At 41.6% G+C, this 20,517-nt stretch carries 18 protein-coding genes; 8 read left to right on the top strand and 10 right to left on the bottom strand.

What is annotated here, in order from left to right:
* The first annotated feature begins 299 nt into the window (after positions 1-299).
* From epd to WA256_RS00035, 7 genes are all read left to right on the top strand, one after another.
* Positions 300-1,316, top strand: coding sequence for an erythrose-4-phosphate dehydrogenase (epd, locus tag WA256_RS00005; protein WP_054551164.1), 1,017 nt, complete (start codon positions 300-302; stop codon positions 1,314-1,316).
* Between the two features lie 42 nt (positions 1,317-1,358).
* A complete protein-coding gene (locus tag WA256_RS00010) occupies positions 1,359-2,534 on the top strand; it encodes a phosphoglycerate kinase (RefSeq protein ID WP_105174837.1) in 1,176 nt (391 codons plus the stop codon).
* Between the two features lie 196 nt (positions 2,535-2,730).
* The gene (gene fba / locus WA256_RS00015) at positions 2,731-3,795 is read left to right on the top strand and encodes a class II fructose-bisphosphate aldolase (protein ID WP_187490641.1); all 1,065 of its coding nucleotides are present in this window, start codon (positions 2,731-2,733) and stop codon (positions 3,793-3,795) included.
* Between the two features lie 399 nt (positions 3,796-4,194).
* The gene (locus WA256_RS00020; RefSeq protein WP_287243528.1) at positions 4,195-5,145 is read left to right on the top strand and encodes a porin; all 951 of its coding nucleotides are present in this window, start codon (positions 4,195-4,197) and stop codon (positions 5,143-5,145) included.
* 146 nt (positions 5,146-5,291) lie between these two features.
* Positions 5,292-5,981 (top strand): phosphate regulon transcriptional regulator PhoB, encoded by a 690-nt coding sequence (gene phoB, locus WA256_RS00025; RefSeq protein ID WP_054551169.1) that lies wholly within the window; start codon positions 5,292-5,294, stop codon positions 5,979-5,981.
* Positions 5,982-6,037: 56 nt separating this feature from the next.
* Positions 6,038-7,369: a phosphate regulon sensor histidine kinase PhoR gene (gene phoR / locus WA256_RS00030; protein WP_058585754.1), complete on the top strand. Its 1,332-nt coding sequence runs from the start codon at positions 6,038-6,040 to the stop codon at positions 7,367-7,369.
* 91 nt (positions 7,370-7,460) lie between these two features.
* On the top strand, positions 7,461-8,429 hold the full coding sequence (locus WA256_RS00035) for a PstS family phosphate ABC transporter substrate-binding protein (RefSeq protein ID WP_063530216.1): 969 nt from the start codon (positions 7,461-7,463) through the stop codon (positions 8,427-8,429).
* Between the two features lie 30 nt (positions 8,430-8,459).
* Here the strand turns inward: WA256_RS00035 and mdoH are convergent, their stop codons facing one another.
* The 10 genes from mdoH to sfsA form a co-directional block, all read right to left on the bottom strand.
* Positions 8,460-10,457: a glucans biosynthesis glucosyltransferase MdoH gene (gene mdoH, locus WA256_RS00040; RefSeq protein WP_335988072.1), complete on the bottom strand. Its 1,998-nt coding sequence runs from the start codon at positions 10,455-10,457 to the stop codon at positions 8,460-8,462.
* Entirely contained in the window at positions 10,429-12,147 is a 1,719-nt protein-coding gene (locus tag WA256_RS00045) for a glucan biosynthesis protein (RefSeq protein WP_063530218.1), read from the bottom strand. Before WA256_RS00045 ends, mdoH begins: the two co-directional genes overlap by 29 nt.
* A 346-nt stretch (positions 12,148-12,493) precedes the next feature.
* A complete protein-coding gene (locus WA256_RS00050; RefSeq protein ID WP_372799652.1) occupies positions 12,494-12,694 on the bottom strand; it encodes a hypothetical protein in 201 nt (66 codons plus the stop codon).
* 96 nt (positions 12,695-12,790) lie between these two features.
* The gene (gene panC / locus WA256_RS00055) at positions 12,791-13,642 is read right to left on the bottom strand and encodes a pantoate--beta-alanine ligase (protein WP_335988077.1); all 852 of its coding nucleotides are present in this window, start codon (positions 13,640-13,642) and stop codon (positions 12,791-12,793) included.
* The gene (gene panB, locus WA256_RS00060) at positions 13,643-14,437 is read right to left on the bottom strand and encodes a 3-methyl-2-oxobutanoate hydroxymethyltransferase (protein WP_063530220.1); all 795 of its coding nucleotides are present in this window, start codon (positions 14,435-14,437) and stop codon (positions 13,643-13,645) included.
* A 29-nt stretch (positions 14,438-14,466) separates the two neighbouring features.
* Positions 14,467-14,955: a 2-amino-4-hydroxy-6-hydroxymethyldihydropteridine diphosphokinase gene (folK, locus tag WA256_RS00065; protein ID WP_335988081.1), complete on the bottom strand. Its 489-nt coding sequence runs from the start codon at positions 14,953-14,955 to the stop codon at positions 14,467-14,469.
* 2 nt (positions 14,956-14,957) lie between these two features.
* Positions 14,958-16,244 carry a polynucleotide adenylyltransferase PcnB gene (gene pcnB, locus WA256_RS00070; RefSeq protein WP_335988800.1) on the bottom strand — a complete coding sequence of 429 codons (1,287 nt, stop codon included), beginning with the start codon at positions 16,242-16,244 and terminating at the stop codon, positions 14,958-14,960.
* A gap of 292 nt (positions 16,245-16,536) precedes the next feature.
* Positions 16,537-17,481, bottom strand: coding sequence for a tRNA glutamyl-Q(34) synthetase GluQRS (gene gluQRS, locus WA256_RS00075; RefSeq protein ID WP_335988083.1), 945 nt, complete (start codon positions 17,479-17,481; stop codon positions 16,537-16,539).
* Between the two features lie 20 nt (positions 17,482-17,501).
* Positions 17,502-17,945 carry an RNA polymerase-binding protein DksA gene (dksA, locus tag WA256_RS00080; RefSeq protein ID WP_054551179.1) on the bottom strand — a complete coding sequence of 148 codons (444 nt, stop codon included), beginning with the start codon at positions 17,943-17,945 and terminating at the stop codon, positions 17,502-17,504.
* A 252-nt stretch (positions 17,946-18,197) separates the two neighbouring features.
* Positions 18,198-18,917, bottom strand: coding sequence for a DNA/RNA nuclease SfsA (gene sfsA, locus WA256_RS00085; RefSeq protein WP_335988802.1), 720 nt, complete (start codon positions 18,915-18,917; stop codon positions 18,198-18,200).
* A gap of 149 nt (positions 18,918-19,066) precedes the next feature.
* On the opposite strand from sfsA, the gene pepB reads away from it, so the two are divergent.
* A complete protein-coding gene (gene pepB / locus WA256_RS00090) occupies positions 19,067-20,362 on the top strand; it encodes an aminopeptidase PepB (RefSeq protein ID WP_054560873.1) in 1,296 nt (431 codons plus the stop codon).
* The last annotated feature ends 155 nt before the right edge of the window (positions 20,363-20,517 follow it).

Below are 20,517 nucleotides of genomic sequence, written 5' to 3' on the forward strand. Positions count from 1 at the left end.
ACCAAAACTGCGCCATCTAAAACATGCTAAGCAATTTTTATTTTGGCTGACCTCTTATAAAAACTCTTCAGGTCGATTACCAAAACTGCGCCATCTAAAACATGCTAAGCAATTTTTATTTTGGCTGACCTCTTATAAAAATGTCTAAGGTCGATTACCAAAACTGCGCCATCTAAAACATGCTAAGCAACTTTTATTTTACTTGACCTCTTATAATAATGTGTAAGGTCGATTACAATACCGCCATCTAAAAGGCAGTTGCCTTTATCTGCAAGCAAATAGAGTGGATTTTCTTCTTCATGGCAATCAAACTTGCAATTAATGGTTTTGGTCGAATCGGGCGCAATATCGTCCGTGCACTGTATGAATCAGGGCTTGAAGATCAAATCAAAATTGTCGCTATTAACGAATTAGCCGACCCTAAGGGCATTGCCCATCTCCTTAAATACGATACATCTCACGGCCGCTTTTCATTCCCTGTTAATCTTGGCGAAGATACTTTAACGGTTGCTAACGACTCTATAGCCTTATTTGCAGAAGAAAACCCTGCAGAACTGCCTTGGCAAACTCTTGATGTTGATGTGGTTCTTGAATGTACTGGGGTGTATCACTCTCGTGAACATGCAGAACTACACTTGGCTGCTGGTGCAAAAAAAGTATTGTTTTCACAGCCTGCAGATGCTGATGTTGATGCCACAATTGTGTATGGTATTAACGATGATGAGCTAAAAGCTGAACATACGATTGTTTCAAACGGTTCATGTACCACAAACTGTATTGTGCCAGTAATTAAAGTGCTGGATGACGCATTTTCGATTGAATCTGGGGCTATTACAACGATTCATGCCTCGATGCATGATCAGCAAGTGATTGATGCGTACCATCATGATTTACGTCGTACTCGCGCTGCAAGCCAGTCTATTATTCCGGTGGATACAAAGCTTGCTCGTGGTATTGAGCGTATTTTGCCTAAGTTTCATAGTCGTTTTGAAGCCATTGCTGTTAGGGTACCAACGATCAATGTGACGGCGATGGATTTAAGTGTAACAGTGAATACCGATGTGAATTTAGCGACTGTCAATCAGGCACTTAAGTTAGCAGCAAAAGACCGTCTTGACGGTATTTTAAGCTACACAGAAGAGCCATTGGTATCGGTAGATTTTAATCATGACCCACATTCTTGTATCATAGATGGCACTCAGACACGTGTTAGTCATAAACGACTGATAAAGTTGTTAGTGTGGTGCGATAATGAGTGGGGCTTTGCTAATCGTATGCTCGACACCGCGCGTGCGATGATGGCTGTAAGCCAATAATTTATAAATATAATATTAGTATCGTTAACTAAGGAGAAGTCCATGTCGGTCATTAAAATGGCAGATTTAGATTTAAACGGCAAACGCGTGTTAATTCGTGAAGATTTAAATGTGCCTGTAAAAGAAGGTAAAGTGACCTCTGATGCACGTATTCGTGCAGCATTACCAACTATTAAATTAGCGTTAGAAAAAGGCGCTAAAGTAATGGTGATGTCACACCTTGGCCGCCCTACGGAAGGGGAATATGATGAAGCGTTTTCACTTGCCCCTGTGGTTAATTATTTAAATGATGCCCTTGAGCAAACAGTTCGTCTTGAAAAAGACTACCTAGAAGGCGTAGACGTTGCTGATAACGAAGTGGTTGTTTTCGAAAACGTACGTTTTAACGCTGGCGAAAAGAAAAACGACGAAGCACTGTCTAAAAAGCTTGCTGCATTATGTGATGTTTACGTAATGGACGCATTTGGTACGGCTCACCGTGCACAAGCATCTACTCACGGTGTGGGTTTATTTGCTGATGTTGCATGTGCAGGCCCACTACTTGCGGCAGAGCTAGACGCATTAGGTAAAGCGCTTGATAACCCAGCTCGTCCTTTAGTTGCTATCGTTGGTGGCTCTAAAGTATCAACTAAGTTAACTGTACTTGATTCACTTTCTAAAGTGGTTGACCAACTTGTAACAGGTGGTGGTATCGCGAATACCTTCATCGCAGCAGCAGGTTACCCAGTAGGTAAATCTTTATTTGAAGCTGATTTAATTGATGAAGCTAACAAATTAAGTGCTGCGGCAAAAGCTAATAACGGTGAAATTCCGGTACCGACTGATGTTGTTGTAGGTAATGAGTTCTCAGAATCTGCAGTGGCAACACTAAAAGATGTGAATGAAGTAACAGACGAAGACATGATCTTCGATATTGGTCCTGATACAGCAAACCAATTAGCAAAAATCATTGCTAATGCGGGTACTGTTGTATGGAATGGCCCAGTAGGTGTATTTGAATTTGACCAATTTGGTAACGGCACACGTGCTATTGCTGATGCGATTGCTAATTCAAGTGCATTCTCGATTGCTGGTGGCGGTGATACGCTTGCAGCGATTGATAAATACGGCATTGCCGATAAAGTTTCTTACATTTCAACAGGTGGTGGTGCTTTCCTTGAATTTTTAGAAGGGAAAAAATTACCAGCAGTTGCTATGCTTGAAGAACGCGCTAAGTAATTAGTGCGTATACCAGCGTAGTTATTAAGTAATTACGCTGGTTCAGCTGTTAATAAAATACCTCTCACCCTCGTTTTATTTACAGCTGTTACGGTAGGCGCGAGCTTTTCGTGATGCAGTGATGCATCAAAAAATAACTTATCCGTTCAAACTAGATAGTAGGAAACTACTGTCGATACAATTTGGAGAATACCAAATGGCTTTAATCAGTATGCGACAACTTCTTGATCATGCAGCTGAAAATGGTTACGGCGTACCTGCGTTTAACGTTAATAACCAAGAGCAAATGCGCGCAATTATGGAAGCGGCTGACAAAACAAACAGCCCGGTAATTGTACAAGGTTCAGCAGGCGCACGTGCCTATGCTGGTGCCCCTTTTATTCGTCATATGATTTTAGCAGCCGTTGAAGAATGGCCTCATATTCCAGTTGTAATGCACCAAGACCACGGTACTTCACCAGGTGTATGTCAGCGCTCAATCCAGTTAGGCTTTTCATCAGTAATGATGGATGGCTCATTAATGTCTGATGGTAAAACCCCTTCAAGCTACGAATATAATGTTGATGTAACACGTCAAACAGTTGAAATGGCACATGCTTGTGGTGTGTCTGTTGAAGGCGAGCTAGGTGTTTTAGGTTCACTTGAAACAGGTGAAGCAGGTGAAGAAGATGGCGTAGGTGCAGAAGGTAAATTGTCTACGGATCAAATGCTAACAGATCCTGAAGAAGCAGCTGATTTCGTTCGTAAAACTAAAGTTGATGCACTTGCTATTGCTTGTGGTACATCACATGGTGCCTACAAATTCACGCGTCCACCAACAGATGATATCTTAGCGATTGATCGCATTAAAGAAATCCACGCGCGTATCCCTAACACACACTTAGTAATGCATGGTTCTTCTTCTGTTCCACAAGAGTGGTTAGAAGTGATTAACCAATACGGTGGCGAAATCCCTGAAACGTATGGCGTGCCAGTAGAGCAGATCATCGAAGGTATTAAGTACGGTGTTCGTAAAGTTAATATCGATACCGATCTTCGTTTAGCATCAACAGGTGCAATTCGTCGTCACTTAGCTTTAAACCCAGCTAACTTTGATCCACGTAAATACTTAGCTGAAGCAACGAAAGCAATGACAGAGATCTGTGTTGCTCGCTACGAAGCATTTGGTACGGCAGGTCAAGCTGGTAAGATCAAGCCTATCTCTTTAGATGATATGCATCTTAAATACTTATCAGGTGAACTTGATCCACAAATCAAGTAATTGATAAAAAATTTAAAAAGCCGGCTTTTTGCCGGTTTTTTATTGCCTTGATCAAGGCGGATCAGCGATATACTTACTCGCGCTTTTCAGGATCACTGTTTTACTAACCTTAGCTTTCACGGATCATTATTTTACTAGTTGTATACTGATCACAGGCTTTTCTTTGCTCATCTTTTAAACGAAATGCTGAGCGTCTTAACATTAAATCAACAAGTTATCTTATTCTCTAAGTAAAAAACTGATCTGAAGTTGATCTTCTTAGTAAAAACCTGATCCTGATCTGATTAAGTTGGTAGATCAGTGATCCGTGATTTTTATGTGAAATATCTCCTCCTCGCCTTGACCAAAAGCCCTTTATGTTCGATTTTTAAGTTATTGCTTAAATTGAGGATCGCTACCATGAATAAACCTGCCATGATGTTGTCGAGCTTTGCAATGTGCATTATTTCTTTTCATAGTGCTGCCGAAGCTGTAGATGTGTATGGTCGGGCCCATTTAGGGGTTGCTAATAGCGACACTGGCGATGGCAGCGAAACTTCTATTGAGAGCTATAACTCTCGTATGGGGATCAAAGGCAGCGGTGAAATAAGTGATGGTTTAAAAGCCGTATATAAGTTTGAATTTGCAGTAAATGCGGCAGATCAAGATAGCGATGGTAAAACTGAAGAGAATATTACCGCGCGTAATCAATATGTTGGACTACAAGGCAGCTATGGGCAGGTAGTGCTTGGTCGTCACGATACGGCGTTAAAAGTATCGCAGGGTAAAATTGATTTAATGAACGACTTTAATGGTGATGTTAAAGCCTTGTTCAATGGTGAAAATCGCCTTGGTGATGTGGTTCATTACAGTTCGCCAATTGTTGGCAATATGCAATTTGTGGTCACCTATATTGCTGAAGATAACTCCAAACAAGATGAAGAAACCGGTGTTTCTGCGGCATTTATGTATGGTGATAGTAAATTTAAAAAAGCGCCTTACTTTGTAAGTGTTGCCCACGACAGTAAAGTAGCCGGTTATGATACAACACGGTTTACGGCGCAAGGCAAATTAGGCGATTTAACCCTAGGCGGTATGTATCAACAAAGCGAAAAAGTCACAGGTTCTGACAAAGAAGATGGCTTTTTAGTGAGCGCATCTTACAAAATAGATAAATATAAGTTGCTGGCGCAATATCAAGATACTGATGGCAGCTTTGGTAAATTGAAAGATTCGGGTAGCGGTACTTCTGTTGGTGTTGAACGAAGCCTGTCAAAACAAGCACGTATGTACATGTGGTATACGCAATTTTCACTAGATAATAATGCTGATGAAGATCATCTTGCAGTCACTTTAAGGTATGACTTTTAATCCGAAATTTACTATTTAAGCGTAAAAAATGGCTATTTTTGCTTTGATTCTTTTGCGCTTTTTCAATTACTCGTTAGACTTTCATAAAAATGTCATACTTAGTCATAATAATGAAACCAGTTCGCTAACGAAAGAGATAAATTGGAATGTCACGTAAAGTACTAGTCGTCGATGACGAAGCGCCTATCAGAGAGATGCTGGTTTTTGTTTTAGAGCAAAATGGTTTTCAAGCAATTGAAGCAGAAGATTATGACTCTGCGATTGAAGCTATGGTTGAACCATACCCAGATATGGTTTTATTAGATTGGATGTTACCTGGTGGTAGCGGTATTCAAATTGCTAAGAAATTTAAGCAAAACGAATATACTCGTCAGATTCCTATCATTATGCTGACTGCTCGCGGTGAAGAAGAAGACAAAGTACGCGGCCTTGAAGTAGGTGCTGATGATTACGTAACCAAACCATTTTCTCCTAAAGAATTAATGGCGCGCATTAAAGCGGTTATTCGCCGTGTTTCACCAACCTCATTAGAAGAAGCCATTGAAGTTCATGGCTTACGCCTTGACCCAATTTCACACCGTGTAACATCAGAAGGTAGTGAATTAGATATGGGGCCTACTGAATTTAGATTACTACATTTCTTCATGACGCATCCTGAACGTGTTTACAGCCGTGAACAATTACTTGATCATGTATGGGGAACAAATGTATATGTAGAAGACCGTACTGTTGATGTACATATTCGCCGTCTACGTAAAGCGATTGCACCATTAGGGCATGACCGTTTAGTGCAAACCGTTCGCGGTGCAGGCTATCGTTTTTCAAGTAAATTATAAGTGTCATGGCAATGACCTTAACAAGCTAATTTACATACTTAAGGTAAAGTGAGTGTATGTATCGAGTAGTGAATAAACAGGCGTTAGCAAAACGCCTGTTTATGTATTTCTTACCCTTGTTATTAGTTGGCGTACTTGTAGGTGCGCCTTTTTTGCTTTTATTTTTAGGCTCTTTTGCACTTTTAATTTGGCATTATCATCAATTATATCGCCTCAGCGATTGGCTCCTTAATCAACGTAGTTTTAACCCACCCGAAGGGGAGGGAGCATGGGAGCAAGTCTTTGAAGGGATCTATCACTTACAACACCGCAACCGTAAAAAACGCAATGAACTGGCAGACTTAATACGCCGTTTTCGTGATGGTGCCGAAGCTGTGCCTGATGCGGTTGTCGTATTACAAAAAGATCTTAGCATTATTTGGTGTAACCAATTGGCTTTAAAGGTTTTAGGTTTACAGTGGCCTACCGATCATGGGCAACGCTTAGATAATCTTATTCGCGATCCTAAGTTTGCAAAGTACATGCATAAAGCTTGTTTCGATGAACCGCTCGAGCTTGATGGTGGCCACAGCTACGATCAAACCTTAGAGTTTCGTGTTATGCCCTATGCAAGTTCACAGTTGATGATGGTGGTGCGTGATGTAACTCGCTTAAAGCAACTTGAGCAGATGCGTAAAGACTTTGTGGCCAATGTTTCTCATGAGCTGAGAACACCGCTTACTGTGGTAACCGGTTACTTAGAGATGCTTGATTCAGATAGCTTACCACCTCCTGCAATGTGGCAAAAAGCGCAAACAACCATGCTTGAGCAATGTAAGCGTATGGATAGCTTGGTCAATCAATTACTGTCGTTGTCGCGTATTGAAGGGGCACGTCGTCAAGATAACGATAAGCCTGTCAATGTACCGCAGCTACTTACCTATATTCAAACCGAAGCACAGTCATTGAACCAAGACAAAGGCCATGAGCTTATATTTAATGTTGATGCGAGTTTAGACATTAAAGGGGCCGAAGACGAATTACGTAGTGCCTTTTCTAACCTTGTTTTTAATGCCATTCATTACACCAAGCCAGGTGGCAAAATTGTGGTTGATTGGCAGCTTAAAAATAACCAAGCCGCATTTAGTGTGACCGATAATGGTGATGGTATTGCCGCAGAGCATATTAACCGTTTAACCGAGCGTTTTTATCGTGTAGATAAAGCGCGTAGCCGTACGACAGGTGGATCTGGATTAGGTTTAGCTATTACAAAACATGTACTTACAAGGCATGATAGTCGTTTAGATATCAGCAGTAAATTAGGACAAGGCTCGACCTTTGCGTTTGCATTTGGTAGCGAAAAAGTCGTGCGTATTGCAGGTAATACCAAAAAAACCGCAAAGTCATAAAAATGTCATTTAAGGGTAATCTAACTGTCATCTAGTGTCATTAGAGTAGACCGCAGTTAGGAAATGGGACGAACAAATCGGAGTAACCCCTATGAAATTCAAAAATCTCGTTGCCGCAATGGGTGTGGCTGTAACAACATTTGTATCAGCACAAGCAGCTGCAGTTGATAAAGATATGCCTGAGTACACTAAAACAAGTGGTATCTCTGGTAACTTCTCATCTGTTGGTTCTGACACTCTTGCAAACATGATGACGTTCTGGGCAGAAGAGTACAAACGCTTCTATCCAAACGTAAACATTCAAATCCAAGCAGCGGGTTCTTCAACTGCTCCTCCAGCATTAACTGAAGGTACAGCAAACTTCGGCCCAATGAGCCGTCGTATGAAGTCAAAAGAAATCGAAGCATTCGAAAAGCGTTACGGCTACAAGCCAACTGAAGTACGCGTTGCAATCGATGCTCTAGCTGTATTCGTACACAAAGATAACCCAATCAAAGGTTTACGTATTGACCAAGTTGATGCGATTTTCTCTTCTACACGTAAATGTGGTGCAAGTGAACAAGTTAACCGTTGGAGCGAAGTAGGTCTTGAGGGTGATTGGGCTGCAAAAGATATCCAGCTTTACGGTCGTAACTCAGTATCAGGTACTTACGGTTACTTCAAGAAGAAAGCCCTTTGTAAAGGTGACTTCCGTAACAATGTAAACGAACAACCAGGTTCTGCATCTGTAGTACAGTCAATCTCTTCTTCTGTGAACGCGATTGGTTACTCAGGTATCGGTTATAAAACATCAGGTGTACGTACAGTACCACTTGCTAAGAAAGGCGATAACTTTGTTGATGCAACATTAGAAAATGTAGCAACAGGTAAATATCCACTATCTCGTTTCTTATATGTTTACGTGAACAAGCACCCTAACAAGCCGCTTTCACCAATCGATGCAGAGTTCTTAAAAATGGTTCTTTCTGTAGATGGTCAAAAAATTGTTGAGAAAGATGGTTATGTGCCACTTTCAGGCAAAATGGCAATGGCTGAACTTAAAAAGCTAGGCCTTCTGTAACAACCATACAGACATAGATGAAAAAACCGCTCATTGAGCGGTTTTTTTTCGTTTAGCTTTTGGCAAAGAGCTTGGCTTTAATACGTTGCTGAGCAATACGTACTTGCTTGCGCTTTTTGGTGCCTTAAAGCTTTGAATAGGCATTACCGTTGGGTATTCATTGGGTAATGCAGGCACACTAAAGTCAGCGTGTTCATCTTTTGGCAAGCCAATTTCTTGTTGATGTACACGAAGTGCCGCTAAGGTATCATCGTTTTCAACTTCACTTGGGCATAAAAATAAACCCATTTTACGCATTTTCACACCTAAGCCGATGCTGCTTGAATAGCGTACAATTGGCGCTGCTAAAATAAGGCCTACTAAAATAGGTGATAACCACCAAAAGAAAGTCGGTGTGTAATAGTAGGCAACCGAACCCCAGATAATCGCGGTAATAGTCGAAAATAACGTATAACCAATCGCTTCTTTCCACGGCACCATTCTGCCTTCGCGAGGTTGTGCATCCCAGCTAACTTTTTTGCCTAAAAATACGCACACTACAAAGTAGCTATGAAACACCATCATTAAAGGGGCAATCACAATCGCAAAAATAGTTTCGATGAGTGAACCGGCAATTAACTTCATCGTACCGCCAAAGGCTTTATTACGATGCACTAAAGTCACAATTACGCCCATTAATTTAGGCAGTAACAACAATACAGCTGTAATAAATAACAACGAATCAATTAAATCCGTTTTAGCAATTTGCCAGGTTGGGAAAAGTTGATAAGCATGATTAAAGTACACGTCGCTATTAAGTGCACGAGTTACTGCATCTAAGGTACTTAATGCCAGCATAGATAACCAAATCAACGATGAAATATAAGCTGTGGCACCAAATAAAAAGTGCATTTTACTCATTAGCTTCAGGCCTGATTTAGGCAGTAAACCTAAATGCTGGATATTTCCTTGCACCCAACGTCTATCACGAATCGCGTAATCGAGTATGTTACTTGGCACTTCTTCATAGCTACCTTCAACATCGCTAAGCAGCAACACATCCCAACCACTTCGGTGTAGCAGAGAAGCTTCTACAAAGTCATGACTTAAGATCTCACCACCAAATGGGGCATTGCCTTTTAAAACAGGTAGGCCGCAGCACTTTGTGAATGCTTCAACGCGAATAATCGCATTGTGGCCCCAGTAGTTTGCTTGGTTTGTTTGCCAAAAAGCAGAACCAGTTGCCAGCATTGGGCTATATAAAATTGATGCAAACTGTAAAAAACGACCAAAAAACGTGTCTTGGCGAACTGGAATAGGGATCGTTTGGATCAAGCCTGATTTTGGATTGCTGATCATGCTAGAAGTCAGTTCAAGCATACATTGACCCGTCATAATGCTATCGGCATCAAGCACAATCATGTGATCGTACTGGCTACCCCAACGTTCACAAAAATCAGTTAAGTTACCCACTTTACGGTGTTTATTATCTTCACGGCGACGATAAAAAGTATGCTTTGCTAAATCACCTAAGCGCTCAGTAAGTGCATTCCACGCTTTAAGTTCATTACGTGCAATTTCAGGGTCTTGCGTATCACTTAGCAAGTAAAAGTCGTAATGCGGCATTTGCCCTGTTTTAGCCAGCGAGCGTAAACTTACTTCAAAACCGGCGATGACACGCTCTGTATCTTCGTTGTAGATAGGCATAACAATGGCTGTTTTAGTTTGGCTCAAGGCATGCTGATTAATCTCGATTGGCTTTTGACGTTTTAAGGTCAACGGGTCAATACGAAATAATTGCAAGATAAAGCCCATACAGCCACTACAAAAGGCTGTAACAATCCACGCGAAGGTAACTGTAAATAATGCCAGTAAAGCGTACTCAAGCGGTGTCATGCCGTTTGAATTTAAAATATCGAACATGATCCACACGCCATAGGCGGTAATGGTAAGCGCTAGGCTCGAAAAAAGCCAAGCGCGGGTCTTCTTAAATGGCATTGCTGTTGCCTTTAATGCTTTACTATTGGACGTCGTTTGGATACCAGACATAGCTCCATACCTCGCTGATTTCTTTATCACGTAGTTTTAACGATAAGCGCATATCAACAGGCTTATCTCCCTCTGGCGCCACTTTAAATGCTACGCGCCATCCTTGATTGTTTGGTAACTGCTGTACCGTCTTATCGCTTATTTGCCCAGCAGAGAGTGTAAGATCCGCCTGCATGGCAAAATTAGCAGATAGTTGATTAATGGTTTCCCCACTAAAATCAACGGTAAATTGGCGGTGGCTTTTTGGTGGTGGATTGTCTTCACCAGGTAATGCTGCACTACCAATTCGGGTTCTTAACACACTCGCTTTATCTTGAGTTGCAAGCGTGGCATTGAAAGTCGAAAGCTTGTAACTAAAGCTTAAGCTGTCACCAGCTTTCATAGGCTGCTCTGGCACCCAATAGCTAACAATATTGTCGTTGGTTTCGGTATCTGTAGGGATTTCTACTAACTCAACACGCCCTTTACCCCAATTACCCACTGGCTCAATCCACATGCTCGGACGGTTGTGATAATGCGCTTCGGTATCAAGGTAGTTATTAAAGTCTCGGTCTCGCTGTGCAAGGCCAAAGCCTTTAGGGTTCTCGTAGCTAAACGAAGTGACACTTAATTTTTTTGGGTTATTCAGTGCACGCCAAATCCATTGACCTTGTTCTGATTGCATTAATAGGCCATCAGAATCATGTACTTCAGGGCGGTAATCATCAAAAAACTTAGTACTATTTTCACCGTGGTAAAACATACTTGTTAGCGGGGCTATGCCGAGCTTTTTAATGTCTTTACGGGCAAAAATTTGCATCTCGGTTTTTACTTCAGTGTTAGTAGAAGGTGTTAGTTCAAAACGATAGGCTCCTGACACTGAAGGGCTATCTAATAATGCATAAAGCACGATGGTAGTATCTTCGGGTGCAGGTTTTACTAACCAGAACTCTTTGAAAACAGGAAATTCTTCGCCTGAGCTCAGTGCTGTATCAACTGCAAGACCTCGAGCTGACAGACCATATACTTGATGCGGGCCAACTAAACGAAAATACGAAGCACCTTGGAACACAGCTACTTCGTCTTTGTACTGGTTGTTGTTCAGTGGAAAATGCAAACGAAAGCCAGCATGGCCAAGTTGCGTATTGGCAATAGCGGTGCTGATCTCTTGCTCTAATGGTGCAGCGGTTGCATCGTAACGATAGTAATCCGTTTTAAAAGGTAAACTTTTTACTTCGGCATTTTGCTCAAGAGTATTAATTGCAACCGGTGAGCGATATAAGAAGCCTGGGTGGAATAACTGCACCTCATAAAGGCTTTGATCTTTCCAAATTGCTTGCTCAGTACGAAAACGAATTGCACGGTAGTCCTGATAACCAATGCTAGTTAATGCTTCAAGCTCTAACTCTTTAGGGGCTACATACGGCTCAGAGGCTAATTTCTTCGCACGTGCAGTGATAACTTCAAATAGCTTTTCTTCTGGAATCGTGATCATTGCAGGCTTAAGCTCAACCGCAGCACTATCCTTTACTTGCTGTTTTTCATTTTCGGTTGCTTGAACCTCAGCGGCTGTTTGTTCTGTTTCAGTTGCTTTTGGCTGATCTGGTTCTTCAACTGCGTAACTATGACCTGCGCTGATGGCTAATAATACGCCCAAGAAGGTCTTCTTTTTAATAGCGCTGAAGAGCTTAGTTCGGGTTTCTGGTTTCATTCAATTTTCCTTTAGCCGTAAATCACGTTAATTCTTTCATATCTCATAGCAATTACTGGACCCAAAATAAAAACTAACAATCTCAATGGCTTTGAGTTGGTGCAGCTATATGCGAAGAGTAAAATTTTGAAATTAGTGCGAAACAATTACACGGTTGCAGTTGTTTATTCGTCACCAATATGGAGAAGTTTAATGAACGAAAGCTTGCCCTAATATGAATAGCTTAAAGGGTAAACAAAAATATGAACAAAATTACCAGAGGCTTAATTGTGCGAGTGAAATTGTAATCGTGAGGGGGAGTGCAGGCACCGAATAGGTTTTCAGTGCCTTAAAAAGCGAGTCGTTGTTATTTAACTTCGCCTAACTTTTCTGCATTGGCTTTACATTGGTTGTAAGCTTCAATGCACTTGTTGCTACAGACTTTATGAACTAAGCCATCTGCAGTACTTTGTTGTTCACAGCTCGCTTCGCATTGATAGTTTTGCTGAGCACATTGCTGCATTTCTGGGTTGTCAATTTTGTTTGAGCAGGCAGACAGTAATGTCATAGCAAACAATGTTGCTGTAATTGCTGGTAATTTTTTCATGCTTATCCCTAGTTTATGTCTTTTCTTTGCAATCCATCTTACCCAGATTGTTGCTATTTAATCCAGCTCAACTTGTAAATTGTCAATTAAACGTACTGAGCCCAAATAAGCAGCAGCTAAAATAACAAGTTGTTTATCAGCCGCGGTGGCTGGTTTTAGTGTTGAGCGCTCTGCAATCGAATAATAGTCAGGTTTTAGTCCAGCCTTTTCAAGCTGTACTTTTGCATCTGCCTCAAGTGCTGCAATGTCTGTGCTGCCTTGTTTAAGTGCAGTTGCAGTATTATTTAGTGTGGCAAACAGTACTTTTGCGGTGTCTTTTTGCTCATCAGATAAATAGCCATTACGAGAGCTCATTGCTAAACCAGAGATTTCGCGGCAAGTAGGTACGCCAATAATTTCAACTGGAATAGATAGGTCGCGCGTCATGGCTTTAATAACCTGTAGCTGCTGAAAATCTTTTTCACCAAAACAAGCAAAGTCAGGTTGTACTAAATTAAATAGCTTAGTGACAACGGTTGCAACGCCTTTGAAGTGACCAGGACGCGAGCCTCCACAGTAACCCATAGAAACACCCGGTACATCGACAAAGCTTTGCTCGCCTAAACCATTTGGGTAAATCGTCTCAACGGATGGGGTAAACACGATATCAGTACCAAGATCTGCTAAACCTTGTTTATCTTCGTTTAGTGTACGCGGGTAACTATCAAGGTCTTCATTGGCACCGAATTGCATCGGGTTTACAAAGATACTCACAACCACTTTATCAGCCAATGTTTTGGCTTTTTCAACAAGTGAAAAGTGACCTTGGTGTAAATTGCCCATGGTAGGCACTAGCGCAATGCTCAGGCCCGCTTGACGCCAAGCTTTGATTTGGCTGCGTAACGATTTGATTTCAGTGATTGATTGCATTTATTTAAACTCGTGTTCGGTACTTGGGAAAGCACCACTTTTTACATCTTCACAATACTTTTGCACTGCTGCTGGCATATTGCCGGTTTCTAATAAAAAATTCTTTGAAAACTTAGGGATATAACCTGCCGAAATACCAACTAGGTCGTGCATTACTAAGATTTGCCCATCAGTTTGATTACCTGCACCAATACCAATGGTAGGAATGTTTAGCTCATCAGTAATACGTTTAGCAAGCTCACTTGGAATACATTCTAAAACAAGTAACTGTGCACCTGCCGCCTCAAGAGCTTTCGCATCGCTGACCATTTTATCGGCTTGAGATTGCTCACGACCTTGAATTTTAAAACCGCCAAAAACATGCACTGACTGAGGTGTTAAGCCTAGGTGGCCACATACTGGAATACCTTGTTGGGTCATCGCACGAATGCTGTCGTGCAGCCATTCGCCACCTTCAAGCTTAACCATGTTTGCCCCAGCACGCATCAGCTCTGCTGCATTTTTACAGGCATCAGTTGGGTTGGCGTAGGTCATAAATGGTAAGTCAGCAATCACAAATAATTCGCGGCTACCGGCACGCACACAGCGAGTATGGTATGCAATATCTGTATTGGTTACAGCAAGGGTGTCATCAGCACCTTGCAATACCATGCCTAGTGAGTCACCGACTAAAATCACCTCGACGCCATTATCATGAAACAATTTAGCAAAGCTGGCGTCGTAAGCCGTTAATGCGGTGATTTTTTGTTGTTCTTGTTTCATTTTATTCAAGGTTGAAACGGTGATTTTAGACATAATTTCCTCTAAGGCTTAGCCTTGGTTGATTACTGCTGAGGGAGTTGTTGTAAATCGTTTAAAGGCAACGTTTTTGTTATATCAGCAAGTGATTGATTATTCGGTAGTACAAGTGTTGGTGCAATTTCCAACAAGGGATAAACAACAAACTCTCGCTCTGTTAGGCCATAATGAGGCACAGTTAAGCGAGGGGTGTCTATCACGTCATTACCGAACAATAAAATATCTATATCAAGGGTACGCGGACCCCAGCGTTCTTCTTTTCTAACACGGCCATGCTCAAGCTCAATGGCTTGAGTTAAATTAAGCAACTGCTCTGGCTTAAGTGCAGTTTTAACACACGCAACTGCATTTACATAATCGGGTTGATCTTGTGGTCCCATGGGTTTGCTTGCGTAATCATGGGATACACAAACAAACTCAACATCTTTTAATGCTTTTAGGGCCGTGACAGCAGCATGAATTTGTTTACGTGGTGTGTTTAAGTTGGCACCTAAACCTAAATAAACGGTATGCATACTTAGTCTACTTTTTTCTTGCGTGGGCGACGACGGCGCTTAGGGCCACCTTGGTGTCCTAAATTTTTAACCATCTCTTTTTGACCATTGATGTCTTGGCTTAGGTAGGTTGTCCACCAATCAGCAAGCTCTTTTTGTTGCTCTTCGCCAGCTTGCACACGCAGTAATAAGAAATCATAAGCGGCTTTGAATCGAGGCTGTTGAGTGAGCCTATAAGCGCGCTGACCACCTCGTTTATCAAGGCGTTGCTGAATATGCCAAATATCGCGTGCACCCAAGGTGAAGCGTTTTGGTACTGCTACCTGTTGCGCGTTTTCACTCAGCACTTTGTTCATTGCTTGTGCAAATGCATCGTACTCTGAAAGTTGGTCGCGTTGTTGTAACTTCTTCGCAATGCTCTGCAATGGGAACCACAATAAGGCTGCAAAAATAAAGGCTGGGGTGACTTTTTTATCAGCATTAATACGTTTATCGGTGTTTTTAAACATTTGCAGGATAAACGTATGCTCAAAGCTTTCAGGGTTGGCATCTAAGATTTTATCAAGTGCAGGAAATAATGCTTTGAATAAACCATATTGGCGTAGCATTAAGTAGTTTTCTTCAGCTTTGCCGTTTAAAAACAATTTGAGTGATTCTTCAAACAAACGAGCAGGCGGGATATGATCAAGTAAGTTAGCAAGGCCTTTAATTGGCTTTTCGGTGCCAGGTGCAATGCTCATTCCCAGTTTGGTGGCAAAACGCACTGCACGTAACATGCGCACAGGATCTTCACGGTAACGTGTTTCTGGGTCGCCAATTAGCTCAATTTGTTTTGCTTTTATCGCGCTAATGCCATTGGCATAGTCATAAATACAAAAATCGTTAATTGAGTAGTAAAGTGCATTAATCGAAAAGTCGCGGCGCTCGGCATCTTCTTCGATGCTGCCATAGACATTGTCACGCAGGAGTTGGCCGTGTTCACTTGATTGGCTAATTTGATTTTTGCTTTCTTCGGCTTCGTGATGGCCACGCATGGTCGCCACTTCAATAATTTCTCGACCAAACACGATATGGGCTAAACGAAAACGGCGACCAATTAGGCGACAGTTACGAAATAGCTTTTTGATTTGCTCAGGGGTTGCGTTTGTTACAACGTCGAAGTCTTTGGGTTGTTGGCCTAACAATATATCTCGAATACAACCACCTACAAGGTAGGCATCAAAACCACCTTCTTTAAGGCGGTACAATACTTTGATTGCATTTGGGCTAAATTGTTTGCGCGAAATACCATGTTCACTGCGCTCGATCACCAAAGGTAACTCGCTCGTTGGCAAAGCATCACTTGATGTCGTGGTATTTGGGCCAATAATCTGCCGACAAAATTGAAAAAGCTTAGAAATAATAATCTGTCTCCTACGACGCGGACTTTGCGACTCATCAAGTATAGCGTTTGTTTGATACTTCGCCGATGTGAGATTGACGTGTAATCAGTGTGTTTTAAATGGCGCTAAATTAAGGTGTTGATGATTCGCACACTTTGGGTCGCTATCATATACCAGCAGGGCTGAAAAATTAAGTTACTCGGCCTTTAAAATTGGCAATTTATTTTTCAATAGTAACAAAGTTACAAAAAGGAGAGTTTGGATCCTCGCTAACTTGTATTTCTTGCACCTTTGGTATGTGTTCAAGGCGGTAAGTTTCAATAGCCCAAGCTAACATCTGATCGATATTTAACGATAAAAGTGAGCTTTCTGGCTTTAAGCCTAAAAAGCGCAAAGCATCGAACAACGCGGGCTTTGGATCTGATTTTGCTATTGCCGGAGCGTAATTTTGTTTTGATAGCTTAAAACCGGGTTTAGCTACTGCTAAAGGTAGGTGGGCGTATTCTGGGGCCGGTTTATTTAACTGCTTAAACAAACTGAGTTGTCGTGCGGTCGGTTCGAGTAAATCAGCTCCGCGAACGACTCTTGTAATACCTTGTGCAATATCATCGGCGACTACGACGAGTTGGTAAGCAAATAAACCATCGCTTCGCTTTATTAAGTAATCTTCTTTGGCAAGTTGGCTATCAACATACACTTCACCTTGAATTAAATCATGGTAGTGACTGGTTGCAAATTGCTGGGTTAAACGTAGCGCTGAATCAGTTAAAGCGTGGTTTTTATACCGGCAGTGGCCTTGGTATATTCCACCGATTGTTTTAATTTCTTTGCGCGTGCAATGACATGCATAAACAAGGTTTTGCGAAATTAACTCGTCAACAATGGCTTGGTATTGCTCATGACGCTGGGTTTGGTATATGACAGGCTCGTCCCAGTAAAGACCGTAAGCCTCTAAGGTATGTAATATATCGTCGCTAGCACCGCTTACAACACGCGTTGTGTCGATATCTTCAATGCGTACTAGCCATTTTCCTTGATTGGCTTTTGCATCAAGGAAGCTACCCACAGCCGCTATAAGTGAGCCAAAATGTAATGGCCCTGAAGGGGATGGCGCAAAGCGGCCACGATATTCACGCATTGGCGTGTTAACGGCTGTGGTAGACATGGGCTAATTAAAGGATGTAATTAACCGCGTCCAGATTGCTTTTCTTTAATTTCCGCAAGCGTTTTACAGTCTACACATAAATCAGCTGTAGGACGCGCTTCTAGGCGGCGGATACCAATTTCGATACCACATGATTCACAGAAACCAAAATCGTCTTCTTTGATTAATTGAATCGTTTTTTCAATTTTCTTGATCAGTTTACGCTCACGGTCACGAGTACGAAGTTCTAATGAGAATTCTTCTTCTTGTGCTGCACGGTCTACTGGATCCGGAAAGTTAGCTGCTTCGTCTTGCATATGCGATTTAGTACGGTCTACTTCGTTACGTAAATCGTTACGCCAAGCTTCTAAAATTGTTTTGAAATGAGCACGTTGTGCTTCATTCATATACTCTTCACCTGGCTGTTCCTGATATGGTTCTAACCCGGCCTGAGCCAATAACCCTAGTCTTTTTTGGTCTGGCATAACTTTCTCCTAAATCCTTAATATTTTGCCCAGCGTTAGCCGGCGGCTATAAATAGCAGAATCATTAGACTGAGGCAAATTTATTTTTAATTAATCCTCTTGACCTTGCGCTAATGATTGCTCAAATAATTATGGGCGGTTTTGTAAGCCCTTAACTATCCATAAATTTTTTAAATTTGCTAAGTTATATGGGCAAAAAAAAATAATACAACTAAAATAGTGCTTTTATTGTCGTTTTAGTAAAAGAGTAGCTTAGTTCAGAAAATCACATTTTTCTTGCAACTTAATTTCTTCTGCCGAAATTTTTGCTTTATAAGCAATCACTTCAACACCATTATCTATAGCTTCAGTTAAAAGTTGGGCGTATTTTGAGTCGATATGTTTTGCCGCACTCACTTGATTGATACCTTCATGTAAAACTGCAAAAAATAGCACTGCACGATGTCCTTGTTGCACCATCTCTATTAGCTCTCGCAGATGTTTTTGGCCTCGCTCAGTTTTTGCATCCGGAAAATACCCTTGCCCAGATTGTGGGTCTGTTTGCGAAAGCAATGTCACTGATTTTACTTCTACATAGCAATGGGGTTTGTGTTCACCTGTTAATAAAAAATCGATACGGCTATTTTCTTGGCCGTATTTTACTTCTGCAGCAATTGTTTGATAGTCAACAAGTTCAGCAATCGCGCCTGCATTTAAGGCTTCTTGCACAACTTTGTTTGCAATCGCGGTATTAACACATATTAAGTGATCGAATTGGTTCTGAGTTAATTGCAAGGATTGAGGGAACTTACGTTTAGCATTATCACTGGTTGAATAAAAAGCTTTAAACCCAGGCTCTGCACAGCCCGTCATTTTGCCAGTATTGGCACAGTGAGCTGTAAACTCTGCGCCATCGGCAGTTTTTAAGTCGGCTAAAAAACGTTTGTAGCGTTTAATTAAGGTAGCTGTTTGTAATGCGGGAGTAAACTTCATGGCTCTTAGTAATTCGTTTTTCTTTATTGTAAGTGATTCATTACGAGGATTGAACCACATCTCATAATGCTATTTATCGCAAGCTGTTGGGAACTGACGTTGGCTGTAGTAAACTCGAGTAACATTTTTAGCGCAAAGAGTATTCTAACATGTCAGAAAAATTTCTAGTTCAACTTAGCGAGCAGGGCGCTGCCGCGCATTGGGGCGAAAAAGCCGCTCTTTCTTTTACTGAACAAGGCGCAACTGTTCATTTAACTGAGCAAGATACACTTAAAAACGTACAAAAAGCAGCACGTACGTTAGCTAATCAAGGCTTAAAAAATATTGCCTTAGTGGGCGATGTTTGGTGTACAGAAACACAATGGGCTTTCTACCAAGGCTTTGTTTCACCAAAGAATTTAGATGCTATTGAGTTTGTTGAAAATGCAAAAACAGACGGCAAAGAATTGGCTTCTTTAAAGCAAGCTGCGACGTGGGCTCGTCAAATGATCAATGGCACAGCTGATGATATTTTCCCAGAGAGCCTAGCTGGTAAAGCAGCTGAGTTTATTCAGTCACTAGCACCTGAGCACGTAAGCTACCAAATTATTAAAGGTGATGCTTTATTAGAGCAACAATGGATTGGTATCCATGCGGTAGGCCGTGGTAGTGAACGTCCACCAGTATTATTAGCATTAGATTACAACCCAACTGGTGATGAAAACGCGCCTGTTGCAGCCGCTTTAGTTGGTAAAGGCATTACGTTTGACTCAGGTGGTTACTCAATCAAAGCAAGTGAAGGCATGTTAGGCATGAAATGCGACATGGGTGGCGCAGCAACTGTGACTGCAGGTTTAGCACTTGCTATTAGCCGTGGTATCAACAAACGCATTAAGTTGTTCTTATGCTGTGCTGAAAACTTAATTTCAGGCCACGCCTACAAACTTGGCGATATCTTAACGTATAAAAATGGTACAACTGTTGAAATCGTTAATACCGACGCTGAAGGTCGTTTAGTACTAGCTGATGGCTTAATGGCAGCAGGTGAGTCTGGCGCGCCATTAATCATTGATGCGGCAACCTTAACAGGCGCTGCGCTTGTTGCTGTAGGCCAAGAGTACAATGCATTGTTTGGTCTTGATAAAGAGCTTGTACGTGACGTACAAGACTTTGCAGAGCAAGAAATGGAAGCTGCTTGGCCACTACCACTTGAAAAGTGGCACCAACAAAATTGCCCGTCGCCATATGCTGATACGGCAAACAGTCGTCCACAAAAAGGTGGTGGCTACGGTGGTGCTTCTAATGCGGCTGGTTTCTTATCACGCTTTGTGCCAAATGAAGGTAAAGGTTGGGTTCACATTGACCTTGCTGCTGCATTTAACATGGGTAGCACAAGCGAGTGGGCTGCAGGAGCAACAACACAAGGTATGCGTACCGTTGCAAGAACTTTACTAGAAAAAGCATAAGCAATTACCTTTTTCTAGTTAATTAAAAGCCCCTTAACTTTATCTAAGTTAAGGGGCTTTTTTAATCTAAAGGGTAATTTTACAAACTGATACAAGCTTTTTTGAGTAAATTAGTATAAAATCACGCCCCACATTTTCTCAACCTGTGGTTAGTT

The organism is Pseudoalteromonas sp. CH_XMU1449-3 (assembly GCF_037027245.1).
In the GTDB taxonomy this organism is placed as follows: Bacteria; Pseudomonadota; Gammaproteobacteria; order Enterobacterales; family Alteromonadaceae; genus Pseudoalteromonas; species Pseudoalteromonas shioyasakiensis.

Bases quoted from the DNA above. Each gene is read 5' to 3' on its own strand.
- phoB (WP_054551169.1), top strand. From the start codon at position 5,292: ATGTCACGTAAAGTACTAGTCGTCGATGACGAAGCGCCTATCAGAGAG.
- WA256_RS00035 (WP_063530216.1), top strand. From the start codon at position 7,461: ATGAAATTCAAAAATCTCGTTGCCGCAATGGGTGTGGCTGTAACAACA.
- epd (WP_054551164.1), top strand. From the start codon at position 300: ATGGCAATCAAACTTGCAATTAATGGTTTTGGTCGAATCGGGCGCAAT.
- WA256_RS00010 (WP_105174837.1), top strand. From the start codon at position 1,359: ATGTCGGTCATTAAAATGGCAGATTTAGATTTAAACGGCAAACGCGTG.
- sfsA (WP_335988802.1), bottom strand. From the start codon at position 18,917: ATGAAGTTTACTCCCGCATTACAAACAGCTACCTTAATTAAACGCTAC.
- gluQRS (WP_335988083.1), bottom strand. From the start codon at position 17,481: ATGTCTACCACAGCCGTTAACACGCCAATGCGTGAATATCGTGGCCGC.
- panC (WP_335988077.1), bottom strand. From the start codon at position 13,642: ATGCAATCAATCACTGAAATCAAATCGTTACGCAGCCAAATCAAAGCT.
- WA256_RS00020 (WP_287243528.1), top strand. From the start codon at position 4,195: ATGAATAAACCTGCCATGATGTTGTCGAGCTTTGCAATGTGCATTATT.
- pepB (WP_054560873.1), top strand. From the start codon at position 19,067: ATGTCAGAAAAATTTCTAGTTCAACTTAGCGAGCAGGGCGCTGCCGCG.
- phoR (WP_058585754.1), top strand. From the start codon at position 6,038: ATGTATCGAGTAGTGAATAAACAGGCGTTAGCAAAACGCCTGTTTATG.
- panB (WP_063530220.1), bottom strand. From the start codon at position 14,437: ATGTCTAAAATCACCGTTTCAACCTTGAATAAAATGAAACAAGAACAA.
- fba (WP_187490641.1), top strand. From the start codon at position 2,731: ATGGCTTTAATCAGTATGCGACAACTTCTTGATCATGCAGCTGAAAAT.
- WA256_RS00050 (WP_372799652.1), bottom strand. From the start codon at position 12,694: ATGACATTACTGTCTGCCTGCTCAAACAAAATTGACAACCCAGAAATG.
- WA256_RS00045 (WP_063530218.1), bottom strand. From the start codon at position 12,147: ATGAAACCAGAAACCCGAACTAAGCTCTTCAGCGCTATTAAAAAGAAG.
- dksA (WP_054551179.1), bottom strand. From the start codon at position 17,945: ATGCCAGACCAAAAAAGACTAGGGTTATTGGCTCAGGCCGGGTTAGAA.
- mdoH (WP_335988072.1), bottom strand. From the start codon at position 10,457: ATGTCTGGTATCCAAACGACGTCCAATAGTAAAGCATTAAAGGCAACA.
- folK (WP_335988081.1), bottom strand. From the start codon at position 14,955: ATGCATACCGTTTATTTAGGTTTAGGTGCCAACTTAAACACACCACGT.